The sequence below is a fragment of the Labrenzia sp. OB1 genome, assembly GCF_001624695.1.
In the GTDB taxonomy this organism is placed as follows: domain Bacteria; phylum Pseudomonadota; class Alphaproteobacteria; order Rhizobiales; family Stappiaceae; genus Roseibium.
This window is the reverse complement of record NZ_JSEP01000006.1, coordinates 200,839-217,683: the sequence shown is the minus strand read 5'-3', so window position 1 is coordinate 217,683 and position 16,845 is coordinate 200,839. Positions and strand designations below refer to the sequence as shown.

At 59.7% G+C, this 16,845-nt stretch carries 14 protein-coding genes; 11 read left to right on the top strand and 3 right to left on the bottom strand.

The window, feature by feature from the left end:
- The first annotated feature begins 109 nt into the window (after positions 1 to 109).
- The 5 genes from OA90_RS10455 (at position 110) to OA90_RS10435 (ending at position 4,940) form a co-directional block, all read left to right on the top strand.
- Positions 110 to 1,282, top strand: a complete 1,173-nt coding sequence (locus tag OA90_RS10455; RefSeq protein ID WP_068410392.1) for a radical SAM protein — start codon at positions 110 to 112, stop codon at positions 1,280 to 1,282.
- A complete protein-coding gene (locus tag OA90_RS10450; RefSeq protein WP_068410389.1) occupies positions 1,282 to 2,283 on the top strand; it encodes an agmatinase family protein in 1,002 nt (333 codons plus the stop codon). The genes OA90_RS10455 and OA90_RS10450 overlap by 1 nt, the downstream gene beginning before the upstream one ends.
- Positions 2,276 to 3,253 (top strand): aminoglycoside phosphotransferase family protein, encoded by a 978-nt coding sequence (locus OA90_RS10445; protein WP_068410386.1) that lies wholly within the window; start codon positions 2,276 to 2,278, stop codon positions 3,251 to 3,253. Before OA90_RS10450 ends, OA90_RS10445 begins: the two co-directional genes overlap by 8 nt.
- Complete coding sequence (locus tag OA90_RS10440) at positions 3,250 to 4,353, top strand: hypothetical protein (RefSeq protein ID WP_068410383.1); 1,104 nt, start codon at positions 3,250 to 3,252, stop codon at positions 4,351 to 4,353. Before OA90_RS10445 ends, OA90_RS10440 begins: the two co-directional genes overlap by 4 nt.
- Positions 4,354 to 4,541: 188 nt before the next feature.
- Positions 4,542 to 4,940 carry a hypothetical protein gene (locus OA90_RS10435; protein WP_199823662.1) on the top strand — a complete coding sequence of 133 codons (399 nt, stop codon included), beginning with the start codon at positions 4,542 to 4,544 and terminating at the stop codon, positions 4,938 to 4,940.
- A gap of 123 nt (positions 4,941 to 5,063) precedes the next feature.
- Here OA90_RS10435 and purN read toward each other — a convergent pair whose 3' ends face one another.
- A complete protein-coding gene (purN, locus tag OA90_RS10430; RefSeq protein WP_068410377.1) occupies positions 5,064 to 5,711 on the bottom strand; it encodes a phosphoribosylglycinamide formyltransferase in 648 nt (215 codons plus the stop codon).
- Positions 5,708 to 6,799: a phosphoribosylformylglycinamidine cyclo-ligase gene (gene purM, locus OA90_RS10425; protein ID WP_068410374.1), complete on the bottom strand. Its 1,092-nt coding sequence runs from the start codon at positions 6,797 to 6,799 to the stop codon at positions 5,708 to 5,710. The genes purN and purM overlap by 4 nt, the downstream gene beginning before the upstream one ends.
- A gap of 221 nt (positions 6,800 to 7,020) precedes the next feature.
- Between purM and OA90_RS10420 the strand changes: the two genes are divergently transcribed.
- From OA90_RS10420 to OA90_RS10405, 4 genes are all read left to right on the top strand, one after another.
- Entirely contained in the window at positions 7,021 to 8,118 is a 1,098-nt protein-coding gene (locus tag OA90_RS10420; protein WP_068410371.1) for an AI-2E family transporter, read from the top strand.
- 11 nt (positions 8,119 to 8,129) lie between these two features.
- Complete coding sequence (locus OA90_RS10415) at positions 8,130 to 8,810, top strand: DnaA/Hda family protein (protein ID WP_068410368.1); 681 nt, start codon at positions 8,130 to 8,132, stop codon at positions 8,808 to 8,810.
- Between the two features lie 85 nt (positions 8,811 to 8,895).
- A complete protein-coding gene (locus OA90_RS10410) occupies positions 8,896 to 11,130 on the top strand; it encodes an RNA degradosome polyphosphate kinase (RefSeq protein ID WP_082836962.1) in 2,235 nt (744 codons plus the stop codon).
- Position 11,131: 1 nt separating this feature from the next.
- The gene (locus tag OA90_RS10405) at positions 11,132 to 12,652 is read left to right on the top strand and encodes a Ppx/GppA phosphatase family protein (protein WP_068410365.1); all 1,521 of its coding nucleotides are present in this window, start codon (positions 11,132 to 11,134) and stop codon (positions 12,650 to 12,652) included.
- Between the two features lie 189 nt (positions 12,653 to 12,841).
- On the opposite strand, the gene rnd is transcribed toward OA90_RS10405, so the two are convergent.
- Positions 12,842 to 14,026 (bottom strand): ribonuclease D, encoded by a 1,185-nt coding sequence (rnd, locus tag OA90_RS10400; RefSeq protein WP_068410362.1) that lies wholly within the window; start codon positions 14,024 to 14,026, stop codon positions 12,842 to 12,844.
- Between the two features lie 146 nt (positions 14,027 to 14,172).
- Here rnd and OA90_RS10395 point away from each other — a divergent pair, with 146 nt between their 5' ends.
- Together OA90_RS10395 and aspS are read left to right on the top strand one after the other, a co-directional pair.
- Positions 14,173 to 14,799 carry a ParA family protein gene (locus OA90_RS10395; protein WP_068410359.1) on the top strand — a complete coding sequence of 209 codons (627 nt, stop codon included), beginning with the start codon at positions 14,173 to 14,175 and terminating at the stop codon, positions 14,797 to 14,799.
- 211 nt (positions 14,800 to 15,010) lie between these two features.
- Positions 15,011 to 16,792: an aspartate--tRNA ligase gene (gene aspS, locus OA90_RS10390; protein ID WP_068410355.1), complete on the top strand. Its 1,782-nt coding sequence runs from the start codon at positions 15,011 to 15,013 to the stop codon at positions 16,790 to 16,792.
- Positions 16,793 to 16,845: the final 53 nt, after the last annotated feature.

Genomic DNA, 16,845 nt, shown 5'->3' with positions numbered 1-16,845 from the left:
AGAGTATTACGAAGATTACAGTCGCCTCTTCCAGGTTTTTTTAAAGGATTACTTTATTCCCGAAGACGCGCTCTGGGAATTACCGCTCTGGGCGGCGCATCTTGCGGGAATGGTCCGCAAGGTCGGCGGGACACCGGTTCTGGACGATCTGAGTGGGTGCCCCGCGGACTTGGAAGTCTGCGTCAGGGAACTTGAGGACCGGACCCAGCGGGGTGACATACTTTTGTTGTCCCCCCTTGCACAGAATTACGACCTGACCCTGGAAATATCCCGGCGCATGATGGCCGGGGGGCGTTGCACCGTTATCGGCGGAAACATGGCGCCTTTGGTAAAATCATCGGATGCGACCGTCGTGCATCATGGACAGGCCACACCGGAGAGTTTGCGCAGAGCGCTATCCGGCGTGGCATCCGAAGTTGAAAATCACATGGATCGCCGGGATACGGCGGGGTGGATCCCCGATTACAATCTTCTGCGCGAATATGACCAAAAAGTGCCTCTTCTTCGGCTGAACGCCAGTCACGGGTGCCTGTTCAGGTGCGAGTTCTGCGGTGATGCGTGGTCGCGAAAACTGGTGCTGGTGGAGCCTTCGGCCCTCGAAGCGGAAGTTCAACAGTTCGAAGACTACTTTCCCGATACGCGGCTTATCTACATAGGCGACAAGACGTTCGGCCAATCACCCGACGCGGTCGAACTCCTGTTGAAGGTCTTCGCCAACCGGCCGCAGTACCGTTTTATCGTCCAGACTCACTTTCTGGCGCTAAAGGACGACCTGATCGAGCAGATGCGGGCACTTGGGGTCGTTGCCGTCGAAATCGGGTTTGAATCCGCCTCTGCTGAACTTTTGCTGCAAAACCGGAAGGTCATGAAAGACGTCAGGGAACTTCGCGACCGTCTGCGGCGCCTTAACGACTGCGGCATCAAGGTGGTACTCAATGTATTGAACGGTCTCCCGCAGGAGGACGGGGAAGCACATCGAAAGACGCTGGATTTCATGCACCAGTCTTCGGCGGAAGTGTCGCTTTTCAATCTTTACAATTTTGTGCCCTATCCGTTGACGCCGCTTTACCCGCAGTTGAAGTCACGCATAGTCGACTGGAATTTCAGGAATTGGCGTGAAGACGGCCTCGCGGTCTTCGAACTCGATAAAATTTCCCGCGAGGAAAGTTTCTCGTTCTTCCTTGAAAAGGTGGATGTTGCACGGGAGATCGTCCGCAATCATCTGGCGCTCGCATCGTCTCCCGCCGAGAACTATGAAGCCGTCGTGGCGGGAGGCGTTTAGTGGATTTCGCCGCATTGGTTGAAGCAACCGACATATCCGAATTCTCCGGGCTGCCTTTACCCGGCTGGGGCGGGCCGGCGTTGCTGTTCGGGACGACCCCGGGCGGCGAGGGTGAAAAGCAATATATCGCGGCTGGAGTTCCGTTCGATGGAACCGCCAGTTCCCGGCCGGGGTCCGCGGAAGGCCCGAATGCCATTCGGCGCGCAAGCACCGTATTCTCCAGCTATCTGAACAGCCTGGGCGAACACGAAATGCTGGATCTGCGGAACGGCGAGACATTCAGATACAGATCGGTCGCCGTCGGCGATGTCGGGGATCTGCATGTTTTCCAGACGGACACGCTGCGTACGTTCCGGGCGGTTGCTGCGGAAACTGCCGAGCTCGCCAGGTATCCTGCGAAGCTTCTTTTGCTCGGTGGCGATCATTCCATCTCGTTCCCGACCTTCTGCGGCTGGCAAAAGGCAATGCGGGACCATCACGGCATCGAAGATGTCGGTTATGTTCAGGTTGATCACCATTTCGACTTCGGAGACACCAGCGTATTGCACGGACCTTTGTATCACGGGTCCAACTCGCGGCGGATCAGCGAGCTTCCCGGGATGAGTCTCGACCGTATGGCGTTTGTCGGGGTCGGCGCGGTGACGCGGCTCGATCAGTTCCGGCATCTGCGGAACGCAGGGGCGCAGATTGTGACGCGCAATGAGATCCGCAAGGAAGGAACGGGAGCGTTGGAAGCTGCACTCGACCATCTCGGGCATCGCTGTTCCGCAATTTATCTGTCGATCGATATAGATGTGCTGGATGCCGCTTATGCACCCGGCACCGGCCATGTAACGGTTGGGGGATTGGATACCGGAGAATTGTTTGACGTGGTCGCCGCGCTGCATTCCCTGAATGTACGTGCAATGGACATAGTTGAAGTCTCCCCCAGATACGATCCTACAGGACGAACCGCCCAGATTGCCGCAAACCTTCTGTTCGAAACGGTCTCCCATGCATAGCGTTCAGGATATCTCGCCGGTGGCGCGGTGCGTATGGCTGGAAAAGTCGGTCGCTCACCATTTCTCCGGGCGGCGCATTGCTGTGGAACCCTTCAGGGAAGGGGTCGATTGCTGGGTCGATCTGGTGGTCGACCAGACCCGTCCCGTTGCGGTGGTCCGCACTGCCAGGAGCGAGATTCTGCACACCAGCTATGAAGGGGTTGTCGACTTCCGCGACACGGTCGAGAAGGAGGTCGGGGTTGCTTCACTCTTGCGCGAGGTGTCCATTCCAACACCTGAGGTCCTGGCCTGGAACCTGCGTTCTGACGAAGACCCGCGCGATCGCTCCTGGGTCGTCTACGAGTATGTTCCGCACATACCTTGTTCCGAAGTTCCGGAATCTGTTCATGAGCAACTCGGGTTCATTGCGTCTCGCATTCATGCCATCAGGCCCGGCGCGGACGAAACCGTGGCAGTAAAGAGCTGCGGTGGTTGGGAAAGCCATGTCATCGACCGGATACTTCAGCGGTTGAGCGCGGCACGCCGGTACATGGAATTGCCACCGCTTGAGGAGATCCGTTCGGCCCTGACGGAAATCATCGCCGGACGTGAATCCTCTGCCGGCTCATTGCTGCATCTTGACCTTCGGGCGCCGAACCTGGCGATTGTCGATGGCCGGATCGCGGCCATATTGGATTTATCGAACGCCATGGTCGGCGATCCCGTTCTCGAGCTGTCCCGCTTGAGAGCATGCGGATTGCTGAGCGAGCGGTTCTGGCGAGGCTACGCCTGGCAGGAGAAAGACCGGCTTTCTGTTCATGAGCTTCTTGATGCCTATGAACTGGACATCTCGGCTTTGCTGGTTGTCGTCAGCCGTGAAGAATTCAGCGATCCCGTACTGCACGAGAATATGAAGGCAAGAACCAGAGAATTGCTCGAGCGGCTGAAACTGTGGCCCCGGGCGATGTCAGGCAAGGAGGAAGGATCATGACCGGGACCGGAAACGACAATTGGACGCCCGCTGCGCCGGCGGTATGTTTGGTCGAATGGTCCGACGCATTGTCGGAAAGTGCGGCGAATGAGATGTGCGAACGTGCGGCGGCCGCTCTGATCGGCGGCGACATCCTGCAGTTGAGGCTCAATAACGCCGAGGACACCAAGGAAATCGTTTTCGAAAAGCTCTCGATACGGCTCGAAGCAATTATCTCGCGCATGAAAAACACGTTCAAATTGCCATCGGAAACCTATGTCGAGTTCGATCAGGAAAGCTGCGGAACGCCGGTTGCCACGTTTCACAAGCGCCGTTTCCTGCTGCCGCATAGTGATGGCGGACATCAGAGCTATCTGACGCCCAGCCGCCGCCATCGTCCCGGTTTCGACGCCAGGGACCGGCTCTTCTCCAACAAATGGTACTTCAAACGTGCTTCACACAAGATGTATCAGGGCTTCATCATCACAAACACCGGACAGCCTCCCGGTACAACCTACTACTACAGCCTGTTTGCGGCCCTTGAACTGGCATATCGTCACCAGACCGGCGATTCAGATGCCGGGCTCGGTGAATTAGCCGGGTTCTGCGAACGGAATATACGCAATGCTCTGGATTTGCGCAGCACGCATCGTTCGCGATATCCGACGATCGCGGCTATCCTTGGCGCAAGGGATCCGGAGTTTCATGTCCTGACAAGCGGACCGCGAGCCGAAAGCGAACTCTGGCCCGAGCAATATGCCAGCATGCCGAAACTGTGCGAAATGGCGGATGCGTGTCCGTGCGGGACCTGTGACGGCCCTGGAATGCGCCTCTTCTGCCACCAGTGTTTCGAATGCACAGGACTCTCGTGGCCCGAATTCCGTGACCGGCTGGAAGTCTCCGCCGTGGCCGATCGATACGATTTGCTCATGGGCAACAACCTGACCCTTCTTCATGCCGCGGACTCCGCGACCGAGCGCACCATCCTTCCTGTCTGTTTCGTCATAGACCAGCCGGAGACTATTGATTACGAGAACTGGCTGGCGAGCCAGTGGGAGAGGTCGTTCGGCCACCTTTCGGCAGGCGACGACGGGAAATTTGCGGAAAGGCTGTGTTCATGAAACGGGCTCCGCAAGACCGCGAAACACTGGCGCGCCGCGAGGCAGCTCATCTTCTCGTTGCTGTCCACTCGCAGCTATTCACACCTACGCGGACGATCTGGCACCAGCTTTCCAGATACGAAATCCTGCATACCGATGTCCAGAATTCACAGACCCTGGAATGGGAAGACCCGGCTAGCCGGAATGCCTTGATCGCGGACCGCACAGCCCTGGCGCTGTCAGGCGGAGCGGCGGTCTGGCCCCGGGGGCAGCCTTGCTCCGGCATCGAGGAAATTTTCGAGGCGACAGGTAAGACCGATTTCGAGTTGGCGCACGAATGGCTGGCGTTGCAGCGCTACGATCCGTCACAGGCTCAGATAGAATCTGAGATAAGGACTATTTTTCAGAAGCTTGTCAATATTTTCTCATCCGAGAGCGCAGAGGGAAAATTGGCATCCATACAGGCGAGAATTCTGAAATGGCTGAGCAGAGCGGAAAAGGCGGATTTGAAAAATCTTGAATCGAATAGTGAAGGTCTGATTGCGGATACTCCCGCTGACCTGGACATGTCCTTTGAATTGCATTTCACGCTCAGGCAGGCGTCGTGATTCCCTTGTGGCTATTGTCAAGCCGCAGGATACGTTCGGGTGGGCTTTGCGGTATACGGCTCATCATCCGGGCAAGGTCAGCACCCCGGTGAGTTTCAAATAGTCTCTGGGTGTGAGTGTGGGTCAGGGCCACACCAGGTCTGCGGGCTCGGCATCGCATTCGCCGCCCGTTACGCGGGTACCCGCGACCCTGGCCTTGCCGGCGGCAACCAGCGCCAGCGCCTTCGGATAGATCTTGTGCTCCACTTCCAGCACACGTGCGGCAAGCGTGTCCGGGGTGTCGGTGTCGAGTACCGGCACAGCTCCCTGGATGATGATCGGACCGTCGTCCATTTCCGCCGAGACGAAATGCACAGTCGCGCCGTGAAGTTTTACGCCTTCCTCCAAAGCGCGCTCATGCGTGGCAAGGCCCTTGAAGGAGGGCAGGAGGGCCGGATGAATGTTGATCATCCGGTTTGACCAGGCGCCCACCAGAAACGGCGTCAGAATGCGCATGAAGCCGGCGAGGGCGACGAATTCGATGCGGTGGTCCTTCAGGACCGCGTCCACCTGGCGCTCGAAGGCCTGCCGGTCGCCGGAGAACTCCTTGTGATCGACCACAGCGGTCGCGATCCCGAGATCGGCGGCCCGCTCAAGTCCCGGTGCGTCCGGCCGGTTGGAAAGCACCAGGGCGATTTCCGCCGGATACTCCGGCTGCATTGCCGCCGAAATCAGCGCACCCATGTTTGAACCACGCCCGGAGATCAGAATGGCGGTCTTCCGGCGGGTCATTTTGAAACGCCTGCCGAAATAGTCAGGCTGTTGTCGAAAAGCACGGGAGCAGCGCCCGCCGCCTCGATGCGGCCGATCGCCGTCACCGTCTCGCCTGCGTCCCTCAGAACACTGGCGACCGATTCCGCTTCGTCTTCGCAAACCACCGCCACCATGCCGATACCGCAGTTGAAGGTGCGCAGCAGCTCGGTCTGCGCGACACCGCCGGTTTCCGAGAGCCATCCGAAGACGGCGGGGACGTCTATGTCCGCCAGATCGATCCGCGCCGAGCAGCTGTCCGGCAGGACACGCGGCAGGTTTTCCGTCAGGCCGCCGCCAGTGATATGGGCAAGCGCCTTGATGCCGGAGGTTTTCCTGAGCGCGGCCAGAAGCGGTTTGACGTAGATCCGTGTCGGCACCATCAGGGCTTCGCCCAGCGATCTGTCGCTGTCGAAGGGGGCGGCATCGGACCAAGTGAGGCCGGAAAACTCGACGATCTTGCGGACCATGGAATAGCCGTTGGAATGAACGCCGGAGGAGGCGAGGCCGAGCAGCACATCGCCTTCGGCCACATCCTTGCGCGGCAGGATAGCACCGCGTTCGACCGCACCGACGGAAAAGCCCGCAAGGTCGTAATCGCCTTGCACATACATGCCGGGCATTTCGGCGGTCTCGCCGCCAATCAGTGCGGCACCTGCCTGCTTGCAGCCATCGGCGATACCCGCGACCACATCCGTCGCGGTATCGACGTCCAGAGCGCCGGTGGCGAAATAGTCCAGGAAGAACAGCGGTTCGGCGCCCTGAACCACGAGGTCGTTGACGCACATGGCCACGAGATCGATTCCCACCGTGCGGTGCTGGCCGGTTTCGATGGCAATTTTCAGCTTGGTGCCCACACCGTCGTTGGCGGCGACCAGGACCGGATCGGTAAACCCTGCGCCCTTGAGATCGAACAGACCGCCGAACCCGCCGATGTCGCTGTCCGCGCCCGGTCGGGAAGTCGCCTTGACCAGCGGTTTGATGCGGTTCACCAGTTCGTTGCCGGCGTCGATATCAACACCGGCATCCGCGTAGGTCAGGCCATTGCTGGGCGGGGTGGTCTGGCTCATTGGGCGCTCCGGAATTTCGTGCGTTTGGCTGTGCCACGCGGCTTACAGTCTGGTGCCTCGGAAAACAAGTGTGCAGTCGGCGACTCGTCGCCCCGGGCGGCGGCCGGAAACGGTCTTCGCACCCGAACCAAAACCGGCCGACGGGCTTGACCGGCACACGGGTTTGATCCCATGTGCACGTAAGGACAAACCTTTCCGCCCCATTTTACAAGGAGCCATTTATGACCCTTCGCCGTCAGGTCCAATTCTGGTTGCTGTCCCTGGCTGTGTTCTGCGCCTTTCTGTATGTGTTTTCCGGCGTGCTTCTGCCATTCGTTGCCGGAATGGCGGTCGCCTATCTGCTCGACCCGGTCTGCGACCGGCTGGAAAGGGTCGGCATAGGGCGGATGTGGGCGACACTCACCATCCTTTTAGGCTTTATCTTCATCCTGGTTCTGTTTTTCATCCTCCTGTTGCCGGTGCTCGGTGATCAACTGGCCAAGTTCCTTGAGAATTTTCCAGATCTCGTCCGTCAGCTTCAGGGGTTGCTGTCGAAGAACTTCGGGTCCGGTCTCGCTGCTGCCGCCGGCATCAATGCGGAGGATCTGCAGGCGACGATGAGCAACCTGATCGGGCAGGGGGCGTCCTTCGTGGGCAAGCTGGCCCAATCTTTGTGGAGCGGCGGTCAGGCGCTGCTGTCGATCCTCTCCCTGTTCGTCATCACGCCGGTGGTTGCATTCTACCTGCTGTTGGACTGGGACCGCATGGTCGAGCGTATCGACAGCTGGCTGCCGCGCGACCATCAGGCACAGATCCGCGAACTTGCCGCTGAAATGGATGCGGCTGTCGCCGGCTTCGTGCGTGGCCAGGTGTCCGTCTGCCTGATACTGGGAACATTCTACGCGGTTTCTCTGGCGGTGATCGGGCTCAATTTTGGCCTTCTCATCGGCATGGGAGCCGGACTGGTCAGTTTCATTCCGTTTGTAGGCGCAGGTCTGGGCCTCGTGCTTTCCGTCGGTGTGGCGCTGGTGCAGTTCTGGCCCGAATGGCCATGGATTATCGCCGTTGCGTCGATTTTCGCCGTCGGTCAGTTCCTGGAAGGCAACATTCTGCAGCCGAAGCTTGTCGGGGACAGCACCGGCCTTCATCCGGTGACGTTGATGTTCGCCCTCTTCGCCTTTGGATATCTCTTTGGATTTGTGGGGATGTTGATCGCTGTTCCGGCCGCTGCGATGATCGGCGTGCTTGCGCGCTTCGCCCTTAGGCAGTACCTAGCAAGCCCCGTGTACAGGGGAACCGGCCGACCGGCAGCGGTGCCGGAAGACAGTGTAGAAGAGTAAGTGTCAGATCCATGGCGGAACCACCGCGCCAACTGCCGTTAGAGCTGCCGCACGAGGCCGCTCTCAGCCGTGAGGATTACCTCGTTGGCAGCTCGAACCGGGCGGCGTTCGAACTTCTTGAGCGCTGGCCCGACTGGCCATCTCCGGTGGCGGTGCTGGCTGGGCCCGTCGGGTCCGGCAAGACGCATCTTGTCAGGGCTTTTCAGGAAGATACCGGCGCGGTCGTCATCGCCGCGAAGGATCTGCGCGAAGCCGTCGTCGAAACCCTGGCAGCAGCCCCGGCAGCCGTTGTCGAGGATGCTCATCGCGGTGTCGATGACACGGCACTGTTCCACCTGCTGAACGCTTCCAAACAGGCGGGCCGAACCGTTCTGATCACCAGCCGCACCTGGCCGGCAAGCTGGAATATCGCGCTTCCCGATCTCATGTCGCGCCTACGCGCGGCCACGCCCGTGGAAATTCAGGAACCCGATGACGATCTGTTGCGCCGGGTTCTGGTCAAACTCTTCGCCGACCGTCAGATTTCCGTGGATATCGGTGTTGTGGATTATCTCGTCGTACGTATGGAACGGTCGCTGGAGGTCGCCATGCGCGCGGTGGAGGCGATCGACCGGGAAGCACTGGCCGGGCGCGTGGGGATTACCAAGCCGCTGGTCGGCCGTGTTCTTGAAAAAGTGCATAAGGGCGCATGATCGTTCAAATTGCAAAAGGACTGTCATTTGCCTGCTCAGGGGTTCATGCTAGTGAGCGCTCCGGACCGGTAGAAGGAATGATGCGATGAATCAAACTCCTGATGTTTCTGACATTCTGCCTTCCTCCACAAGTCCCGCAGCCGATATGACCAAGCGTCAGGCATCCGACCGCGGTGAAGACGATGGCAGTGGTCTGGCGACGTCTCCGGGCCGCTTCATGAACCGGGAACTCTCCTGGCTGCAGTTCAATCGCCGCGTCCTCGAAGAGGCGATGAACGAGAGCCACCCGCTGCTGGAGCGCATCCGGTTCCTGTCGATCTCCGCCAACAATCTCGACGAATTCTTCATGGTGCGCGTCGCCGGCCTGCGCGGCCAGCATCGCGCAGAAGTCATGAACCTGTCCGATGACGGACTGACACCGTCCGAACAGTTGCAGAAAATCAGTGAGGCTGTGCGGGAGCTGCAGGCTTCCCAGCAGGAAATCTGGGGCGAGCTGCGCCGTGAGACCGTCGACAAGGGCATAGAGATCCTCAAGGGGGATACGCTGGACGACGCTGACCGGGCCTGGCTTAAGGACTATTTCCTGGCCTATGTATTCCCGGTTCTGACACCGCTTGCCATCGACCCGGCGCATCCATTCCCGTTCATTCCCAATCTCGGTTTTTCCATCGTTTTCGAGCTGGTTCCGACCTCCGGCGGACGTGGCATGATCGCATTGCTGAGGATTCCAAACCAGGTCGACAGGTTTGTGCAATTGCCGGTCAGAGGCGGCAGCACCGCCCGCTTTATCGCGATTGAAAAGGTTGTCAGCCTTTTCATCGGACGGCTGTTTCCCGGCTACCAGATCCGCGGCAAGGGCGCGTTCCGGGTCATCCGCGACAGCGATCTTGAAATCGAGGAAGAAGCGGAAGATCTGGTTCGCCTTTTCGAAAGCGCGCTGAAACGCCGCCGCCGCGGATCTGTGATCCGTCTGGAAATTCAGGACACGACACCACCTGCCTTGCGCGAGTTCGTGGCGGAAGCCCTTCAGGTAAGCGAGAACGAGATCTTCCTGGCAAATGGCCTGCTGGCGCTGAACAATCTGTCCCAGATTGTCGATCTGGAGCGGCCGGATCTGAAATTCGAGCCTTACACGGCCAGGTTTCCGGAGCGTATCCGCGAGCATGGCGGCGATTGTCTTGCCGCGATTCACCAGAAGGACATCGTCGTCCACCACCCTTACGAATCCTTCGACGTGGTCGTGCAGTATCTGCGTCAGGCCGCGCGCGATCCCGATGTCGTCGCGATCAAGCAGACGCTCTACCGGACGTCCAACAACAGCCCGATCGTCAAGGCTCTGGCCGAGGCGGCCGAGGCCGGAAAATCGGTCACCGCGCTGGTGGAGCTGAAGGCGCGCTTCGACGAAGAGGCCAATATTAAATGGGCGCGCGACCTGGAGCGCGCAGGTGTGCAGGTGGTGTTCGGCTTCATCGAGCTGAAGACCCACTCCAAACTGTCCATGGTCATCAAGCGCGAGCAGGGGCAGTTGAAGACATATTGCCATATCGGCACAGGCAACTATCACCCGATCACCGCGCGGATCTACGAGGATCTGTCCTTCTTCACCGACGATCCGGGCATCGCGGAAGACGCGGCGCGGGTCTTCAACTACATCACCGGATATGCGGAGCCGGCAGAACTCAACAATCTCGTCGTTTCGCCGGTCAATCTGCGCAGGCGCATGCTGGAACTGACCGAAGCGGAGATCACGCATGCGAAGGACGGCAGGCCGGCGCAGATCTGGATGAAGATGAATTCACTTGTCGATCCGGAAATCATTGACGCGCTTTACCGGGCCAGTCAGGCCGGGGTGCAGGTCGATCTGATCATTCGCGGTATCTGCTGCCTGCGGCCGGGCATCGACGGACTGTCGGAAAACATCCGGGTCAAGTCCATCGTCGGACGCTTTCTGGAACATTCGCGCATCTACTGTTTCGGCAATGGTCACGGCCTGCCTTCGCCGAAAGCGCATGTCTATATCGGCTCGGCTGATCTCATGCCTCGCAACATCGACCGTCGTGTCGAGGTTCTGGCGCCACTGCTGACGCCGACCGTTCACGAACAGGTTCTCGACCAGATCATGGTCGCCAATCTCAAGGACAATCAGCAAAGCTGGCGCATCCTTGCCGATGGAAGTCATGAGCGGATACTGCCGGGAGCAAATGAGGAAGCCTTCAATGCGCATCGCTATTTCATGACCAATCCATCCTTGTCGGGGCGTGGCAAGTCCCTGAAGAGCGATCGGCCAAAGCCGTTCCTGAAGCGGCAAAAACGAGGTTAGCATGACACGCGCATTCAAGCCGGCCCGAGGTCGTCTCAACGGATCGGGACCGGTGGCAGTCGTGGACATCGGCTCAAATTCGGTGCGCCTGGTGATCTATGAACGCCTTGCCCGCACGCCAACCATGCTCTTTAACGAAAAGCTGCTTGCCGGCCTTGGCCGCGGCGTCGCGGCGACCGGACGCATGGCGGAGGATTCGGTCAACCTGGCGCTTGGGGAGCTGGCGCGGTTCAAGGCGCTGATCGAGCATATCGGCTGCAAGGAGCTCTATATCGTAGCCACCGCCGCAGCACGGGATTCCGAAAACGGGCCGGCATTCGTGCGTCAGGTGGAAGCGTTTCTCGATGCGCCGGTGCGCATTCTCAACGGAGGCGAGGAAGCCTACTATTCCGCGCTCGGGGTGATCGCCGGGTTTTGGCAACCGCGCGGCATTGTCGGAGACATGGGCGGCGGCAGCCTTGAACTCGTGGAAATCTCGAAGGGCGTGCCGGGTGTGGGCGCGACATTCCCGCTGGGCGGCCTGCGACTGTCCGAAGAAGCGGATGGCAAGCTCGCCAAGGCTGGAAAGATCGCCGAGGATGCGCTCAAGGGGTATGAATGGCCCGATCTTGCACCAGGAGAGCGGACATTCTACGCGGTCGGCGGGACCTGGCGTTCCCTTGGCCGCCTGCATCTCATCCAGAACAAGTATCCCTTGCACGTGATGCATAACTACGAAATCAGCGCCGAGGAAGCCATCGAGTTCTGCCGGAAGATCGCCGTGCCCAATCTCGAAGGCGTCGACCAGTCGGACGTGGTCTCCAAGCAGCGGCGTCCTCTGGTTCCCATCGGCGCTGTCGTGCTGGAGCAGGTGCTGATTGCAATGAAGGCCGAGCGGCTGATGTTTTCCGCAACCGGTGTTCGTGAGGGGTTGCTGCATGAAAAGCTGCCGCAGGACATGCAGGCCCATGATGCTGTCATCGAAGCCGCCCGCGAACTCTGCATCCTGCGAGCCCGTTCGCCGGACCACGCAGAAGAGCTGATCGCGTGGACGGATACTCTCTTCAAGGAACTGCAGATCGAGGAAACCGCTAACGAAACCCGGCTGCGGCATGCCGCCTGTCTGCTGTCGGACATCGGCTGGCGGGCGCATCCGGATTACCGGGGAGAGCAGAGCCTCAACATTATCTCCAATGCTTCGTTCGTCGGACTGGATCATGCCAGCCGAGCCTATCTGGCTGCGGCCGTGTTCTACCGGCACGACGGCCTGCGGGAAGGGGCGTTGTCGCCGGTCATCCAGCATCTGTTCACCGATCGGCTTCGCATTCGGGCCAAGGTGCTGGGCGCTACCTTGCGCGTCGCATCGCTCTTGAGCGCGTCGATGTCGGGCCTGCTTCCGAAGGTCGGGATTTCGAAGACGCAAGACGGCCTGACGCTGGAGCTCGGCAAGGATCTCGCCACGCTCGACGGCGAACGTCTGCGCAAGCGCGTCAACCAGCTCGGCAAGGCGATCGAAACGACAGTCACTGTGCGGGCAGGCTAGGGTCTGGACTCATTCAGTCCAGAGAAGTGTACTGTTCCCGAACAGTCGCTTGTCACAATGGCAGCCGACCTGACGGGCTGGTGCCAAGGCCAGAACGAGCGCCGAAAATCAACGGCTCTCTGGACGTGTCTTGATACGATCTTGGCTTCCGCACTTCGGGTGAAAGGGCGTTCGCTTGCCTACTGATGACTATTCCGCCGCCTCTGTTTCCAGATCCTCTTGCGGCGGTTGATCGAGCGCCACGATCTGCCGGTTCCGGAAGGCGAGGGCGACTTCGCCGTGCTTGAGCTTCAGCGCGGTTTCTCCGAAGAGTTCCCGGCGCCAGCCTTTCAGGGCGGCAACGTCGGCGTCATCGTCGGCGGCGATCTTTTCAAGATCGTCGACAGTGGCGATCACCTTGGCAGCAACACCGTTGGCTTCGCTCACAAGTTTCAACAGAACTTTCAGCAGATCGACTGCCGCAGCCGAGCCGTCGGGCGCCTGTCGTCCCTTCGGCAGTCTGGGCAGCTTGTCCCTGGGAAGCTCCAGCGCCCGTTTGACGGCCTTCAGGATGTCGTCGGCGGTCTTGGAGCGTTCGAAGCCGCGCGGGATTGTTCGCAGCCGTGCGAGCGTTTCCGTATCCTGGGGCTGCTGCGCTGCCAGCTCATAGATCGCGTCGTCCTTGATGACCCTGCTTCTGGGTACGTTGCGCGCCTGCGCCTCCGTCTCCCGCCAGGCGGCGACTTCCATCATGACGGCAAGCTCGATCGGCTTGCGCACTCTGAGCTTCAGCCGTTTCCAGGCCTGTTCGGGATCCGTGCGGTAGGTGGCGACCGAGGTCAGCACCTTCATCTCGTCCTGCACCCAATGGCTGCGGTTCTGCTCCGCCAGATTGGCGTTCAGGAACTGATAGGCATCGCGCAGATGGGTGACATCGGCGAGTGCGTAATCGAGCTGCTTGGTGGTAAGAGGCCGCCGTGCCCAGTCGGTGAAGCGGGACGACTTGTCGATCTGGGCGCCGGTCACCTTGTAGACCAGTTGATCGTAGGAAATGGAATCGCCGAAACCGCAGACCATGGCTGCGACCTGCGTGTCGAACAACGGCGCCGGGATGAGCCCGCCCAGATGATAAACGATCTCGATGTCCTGCCGTGCCGCGTGGAACACCTTTGTCACGCTATCGTCGCGCATCAGCTCGAAAAAGGGTTCCAGGTCAAGCCCTTCGGACAGAGCGTCGACGATGAAGGCCAACTCCGGCCCGGCCATCTGAATCACACAGAGCTTGGGCCAGAAGGTGGTTTCACGGAGAAACTCCGTGTCCACTGTCACATAGTCGTTGGCTGCAAGGCGCTGACAGGCAGCGGCGAGGTCTTTTGTTTTTGTAATCACATGCATGGTGGTGGAAAGCTATACCTGAGTTCTGCCGCTTTGTCGCCACGAAATGGCAAAAAATACATCATGAAACGCTTGAAAAAGCGCAATAAGTGCGCCTATGTTGGGCGGTACATACGCGGCGGATAAAATGGAAACGGGGAGATCAGATGCGCAGGATTTTGGTGGTGAACTCGAAGGGCGGATGCGGCAAGACCACAATCGCAACGAATCTTGCGGTGGCTCTCGCGGTCCGCGGCGATGACGTTGCGCTGGCGGATGCGGATCGGCAGAAATCCAGTCTGTCCTGGGTCAAACGCCGTCCGGAAAATCTTGCAAGGATCGAGAGTCTCAACTGGAGCAAGGAAGAAGCGATTGGTGACAAGGACAAGAAGCTGGATGCCATCGTGATAGATGGACCGGGCGGGTTGCGTTCTGAACTTGCCAAAAACCTCATAGCAGAGGCCTCCGATATCGTCGTGCCGGTGCTCGCCTCCGCCTTCGACTGGGATGCGACCCTGAAGTTCCTGGACGGGATTTCCGACATCAAGCGCGTCCGCAAGGGCAAGGCCGAGATCTATGTGGTCGCCAATCGGATCAACCGCCGCTCGACACAGGTCGCCGATCTGGAAAAGACCTTCGCGGCGAAAGGCTTTCCGCTTCTTGCCCGCATTTCCGACAGGGTGCTTTATGCGCGCCATGCGGCGGCAGGCTCAGGCGTTTTCGATTTTTCCGACGGGCGCTCGCACGAGATCCGCGGTCAATGGCACCCGTTGCTGCAAGCGGTGGATGCCTGAGCAGGGCATTCGCCGGCCACTCGCGGCAAATGGGGCCAGTCCCAAGCAGTGCAGGGGGCCAGTCGCACGCAGCGCAAGGGGATAGGCAAGCATCGCACAAGCCTCTCCCTTGACTTTCGCCGCTCAACATGGCTTTTGCAGCCGGACACGGCCTGCCTCTGGCGGGCCGTATTGGTTTTCCATACAAAATATGAACTGTCGAGGAACGAGAATGCACCCCTACCGTAGTCACACTTGCGGTGATCTCCGTCTGTCCGATGAGGGAGAGACCATCCGTCTTTCCGGCTGGGTCCACAGGGTCCGCGATCATGGCGGGGTGCTGTTTATCGATCTGCGCGACCATTACGGTGTGACCCAATGTGTGGTCGATCCGGATTCGGCCGCCTTCAATCTGGCGGAAACAGTGCGCTCGGAATGGTGCATCCGCATCGACGGCCACGTGAAGAAGCGCTCCGACGAGACCGTCAATCCGGACCTGCCGACTGGCGGGATCGAGGTGTTCATCCGCGAACTGGAAGTTCTCGGCGCCGCAAAGGAACTGCCGCTGCCGGTCTTTGGCGACCAGGATTATCCCGAAGAAGTGCGCCTGAAATACAGGTTCCTCGACCTGCGGCGCGAGAAGCTGCATGAAAACATGATCCTGCGCTCCAACGTGGTACGCGATCTGCGCGACCGCATGTGGGCCATCGGTTTCAACGAATTCCAGACACCGATCATCACGGCGTCCTCGCCGGAAGGCGCCCGTGACTTTCTGGTGCCGTCGCGGTTGCATCCGGGCAAGTTCTACGCGCTTCCGCAGGCTCCGCAGCAGTTCAAGCAGTTGCTGATGGTCTCCGGCTTTGACAAGTATTTCCAGATCGCGCCGTGTTTCCGGGATGAAGACCCGCGCGCCGACCGTTCGCCGACCGATTTCTACCAGCTCGACATGGAAATGTCCTTCGTCACCCAGCAGGATGTTTTCGACACGATCGAACCGGTGATTGCCGGTTGTTTCGAGAAATTCGGCAAGGGCCGCGCGGTCAATCGCAACTGGCCGCAGATCTCCTACAAGGATTCCGCACTGTGGTACGGCAACGACAAGCCGGATCTCAGGAACCCGATCAAGATGCAGATCGTCTCCGAGCATTTCGCCGGTTCCGGTTTTGCCATTTTCGCAAATCTTCTGGAGCAGCCGGGCACGGAAATTCGCGCAATCCCGGCGCCGAAGGGCGGCAGCCGCAAGTTCTGTGACCGGATGAACAAGTTCGCCCAGGGCGAGGGCTTGCCAGGCATGGGCTATATCTTCTGGCGTAAGGCGGAAGACGGTTCCATGGAAGCGGCTGGTCCGCTGGCCAAGAACATCGGTCCGGAGCGCACCGAGGCGATTCGGGTGCAACTCGGTCTCGAAATCGGCGACGCGGCCTTTTTTCTCGCCGGCAAGCCGAAGCAGTTCGAGCCGGTCGCGGCCAAGGCCCGCGTCATCATCGGGGATGAACTCGGCCACACCGACAAGGACAAATTCGAATTCGCCTGGATCGTCGATTTCCCGATCTATGAACGTGACGAGGAAACCGGCGAGATCGATTTCTCGCACAACCCGTTCTCCATGCCGCAGGGCGGAATGGAAGCGCTGGAAGGCGACCCGCTCGAGGTTCTCGGTTTTCAGTACGACCTGGCCTGCAACGGTCACGAGTTGCTCTCCGGCGCGATCCGGAACCACAAGCCGGAAATCATGTACAAGGCTTTCGAGATTGCCGGCTATCCGGCGGAAGAGGTCGACAAGCGCTTCGGCGGCATGGTCAATGCCTTCCAGTACGGCGCCCCTCCGCATGGCGGCTCCGCGACCGGCATCGACCGTGTGGTCATGCTGCTGGCGGATGAGGCCAATATCCGCGAGGTCATGCTTTTCCCGATGAACCAGAAAGCGGAAGATCTGATGATGGGGGCTCCTGGCGACGTCACGCCCGCCCAGCTTCGCGATCTGCACCTGCGTCTGAACCTGCCTGAGGACTGATATGGCGTCCTTGGACACTCGGGTCACGGCGCGGGTCTGAAAATCCGGCGCAA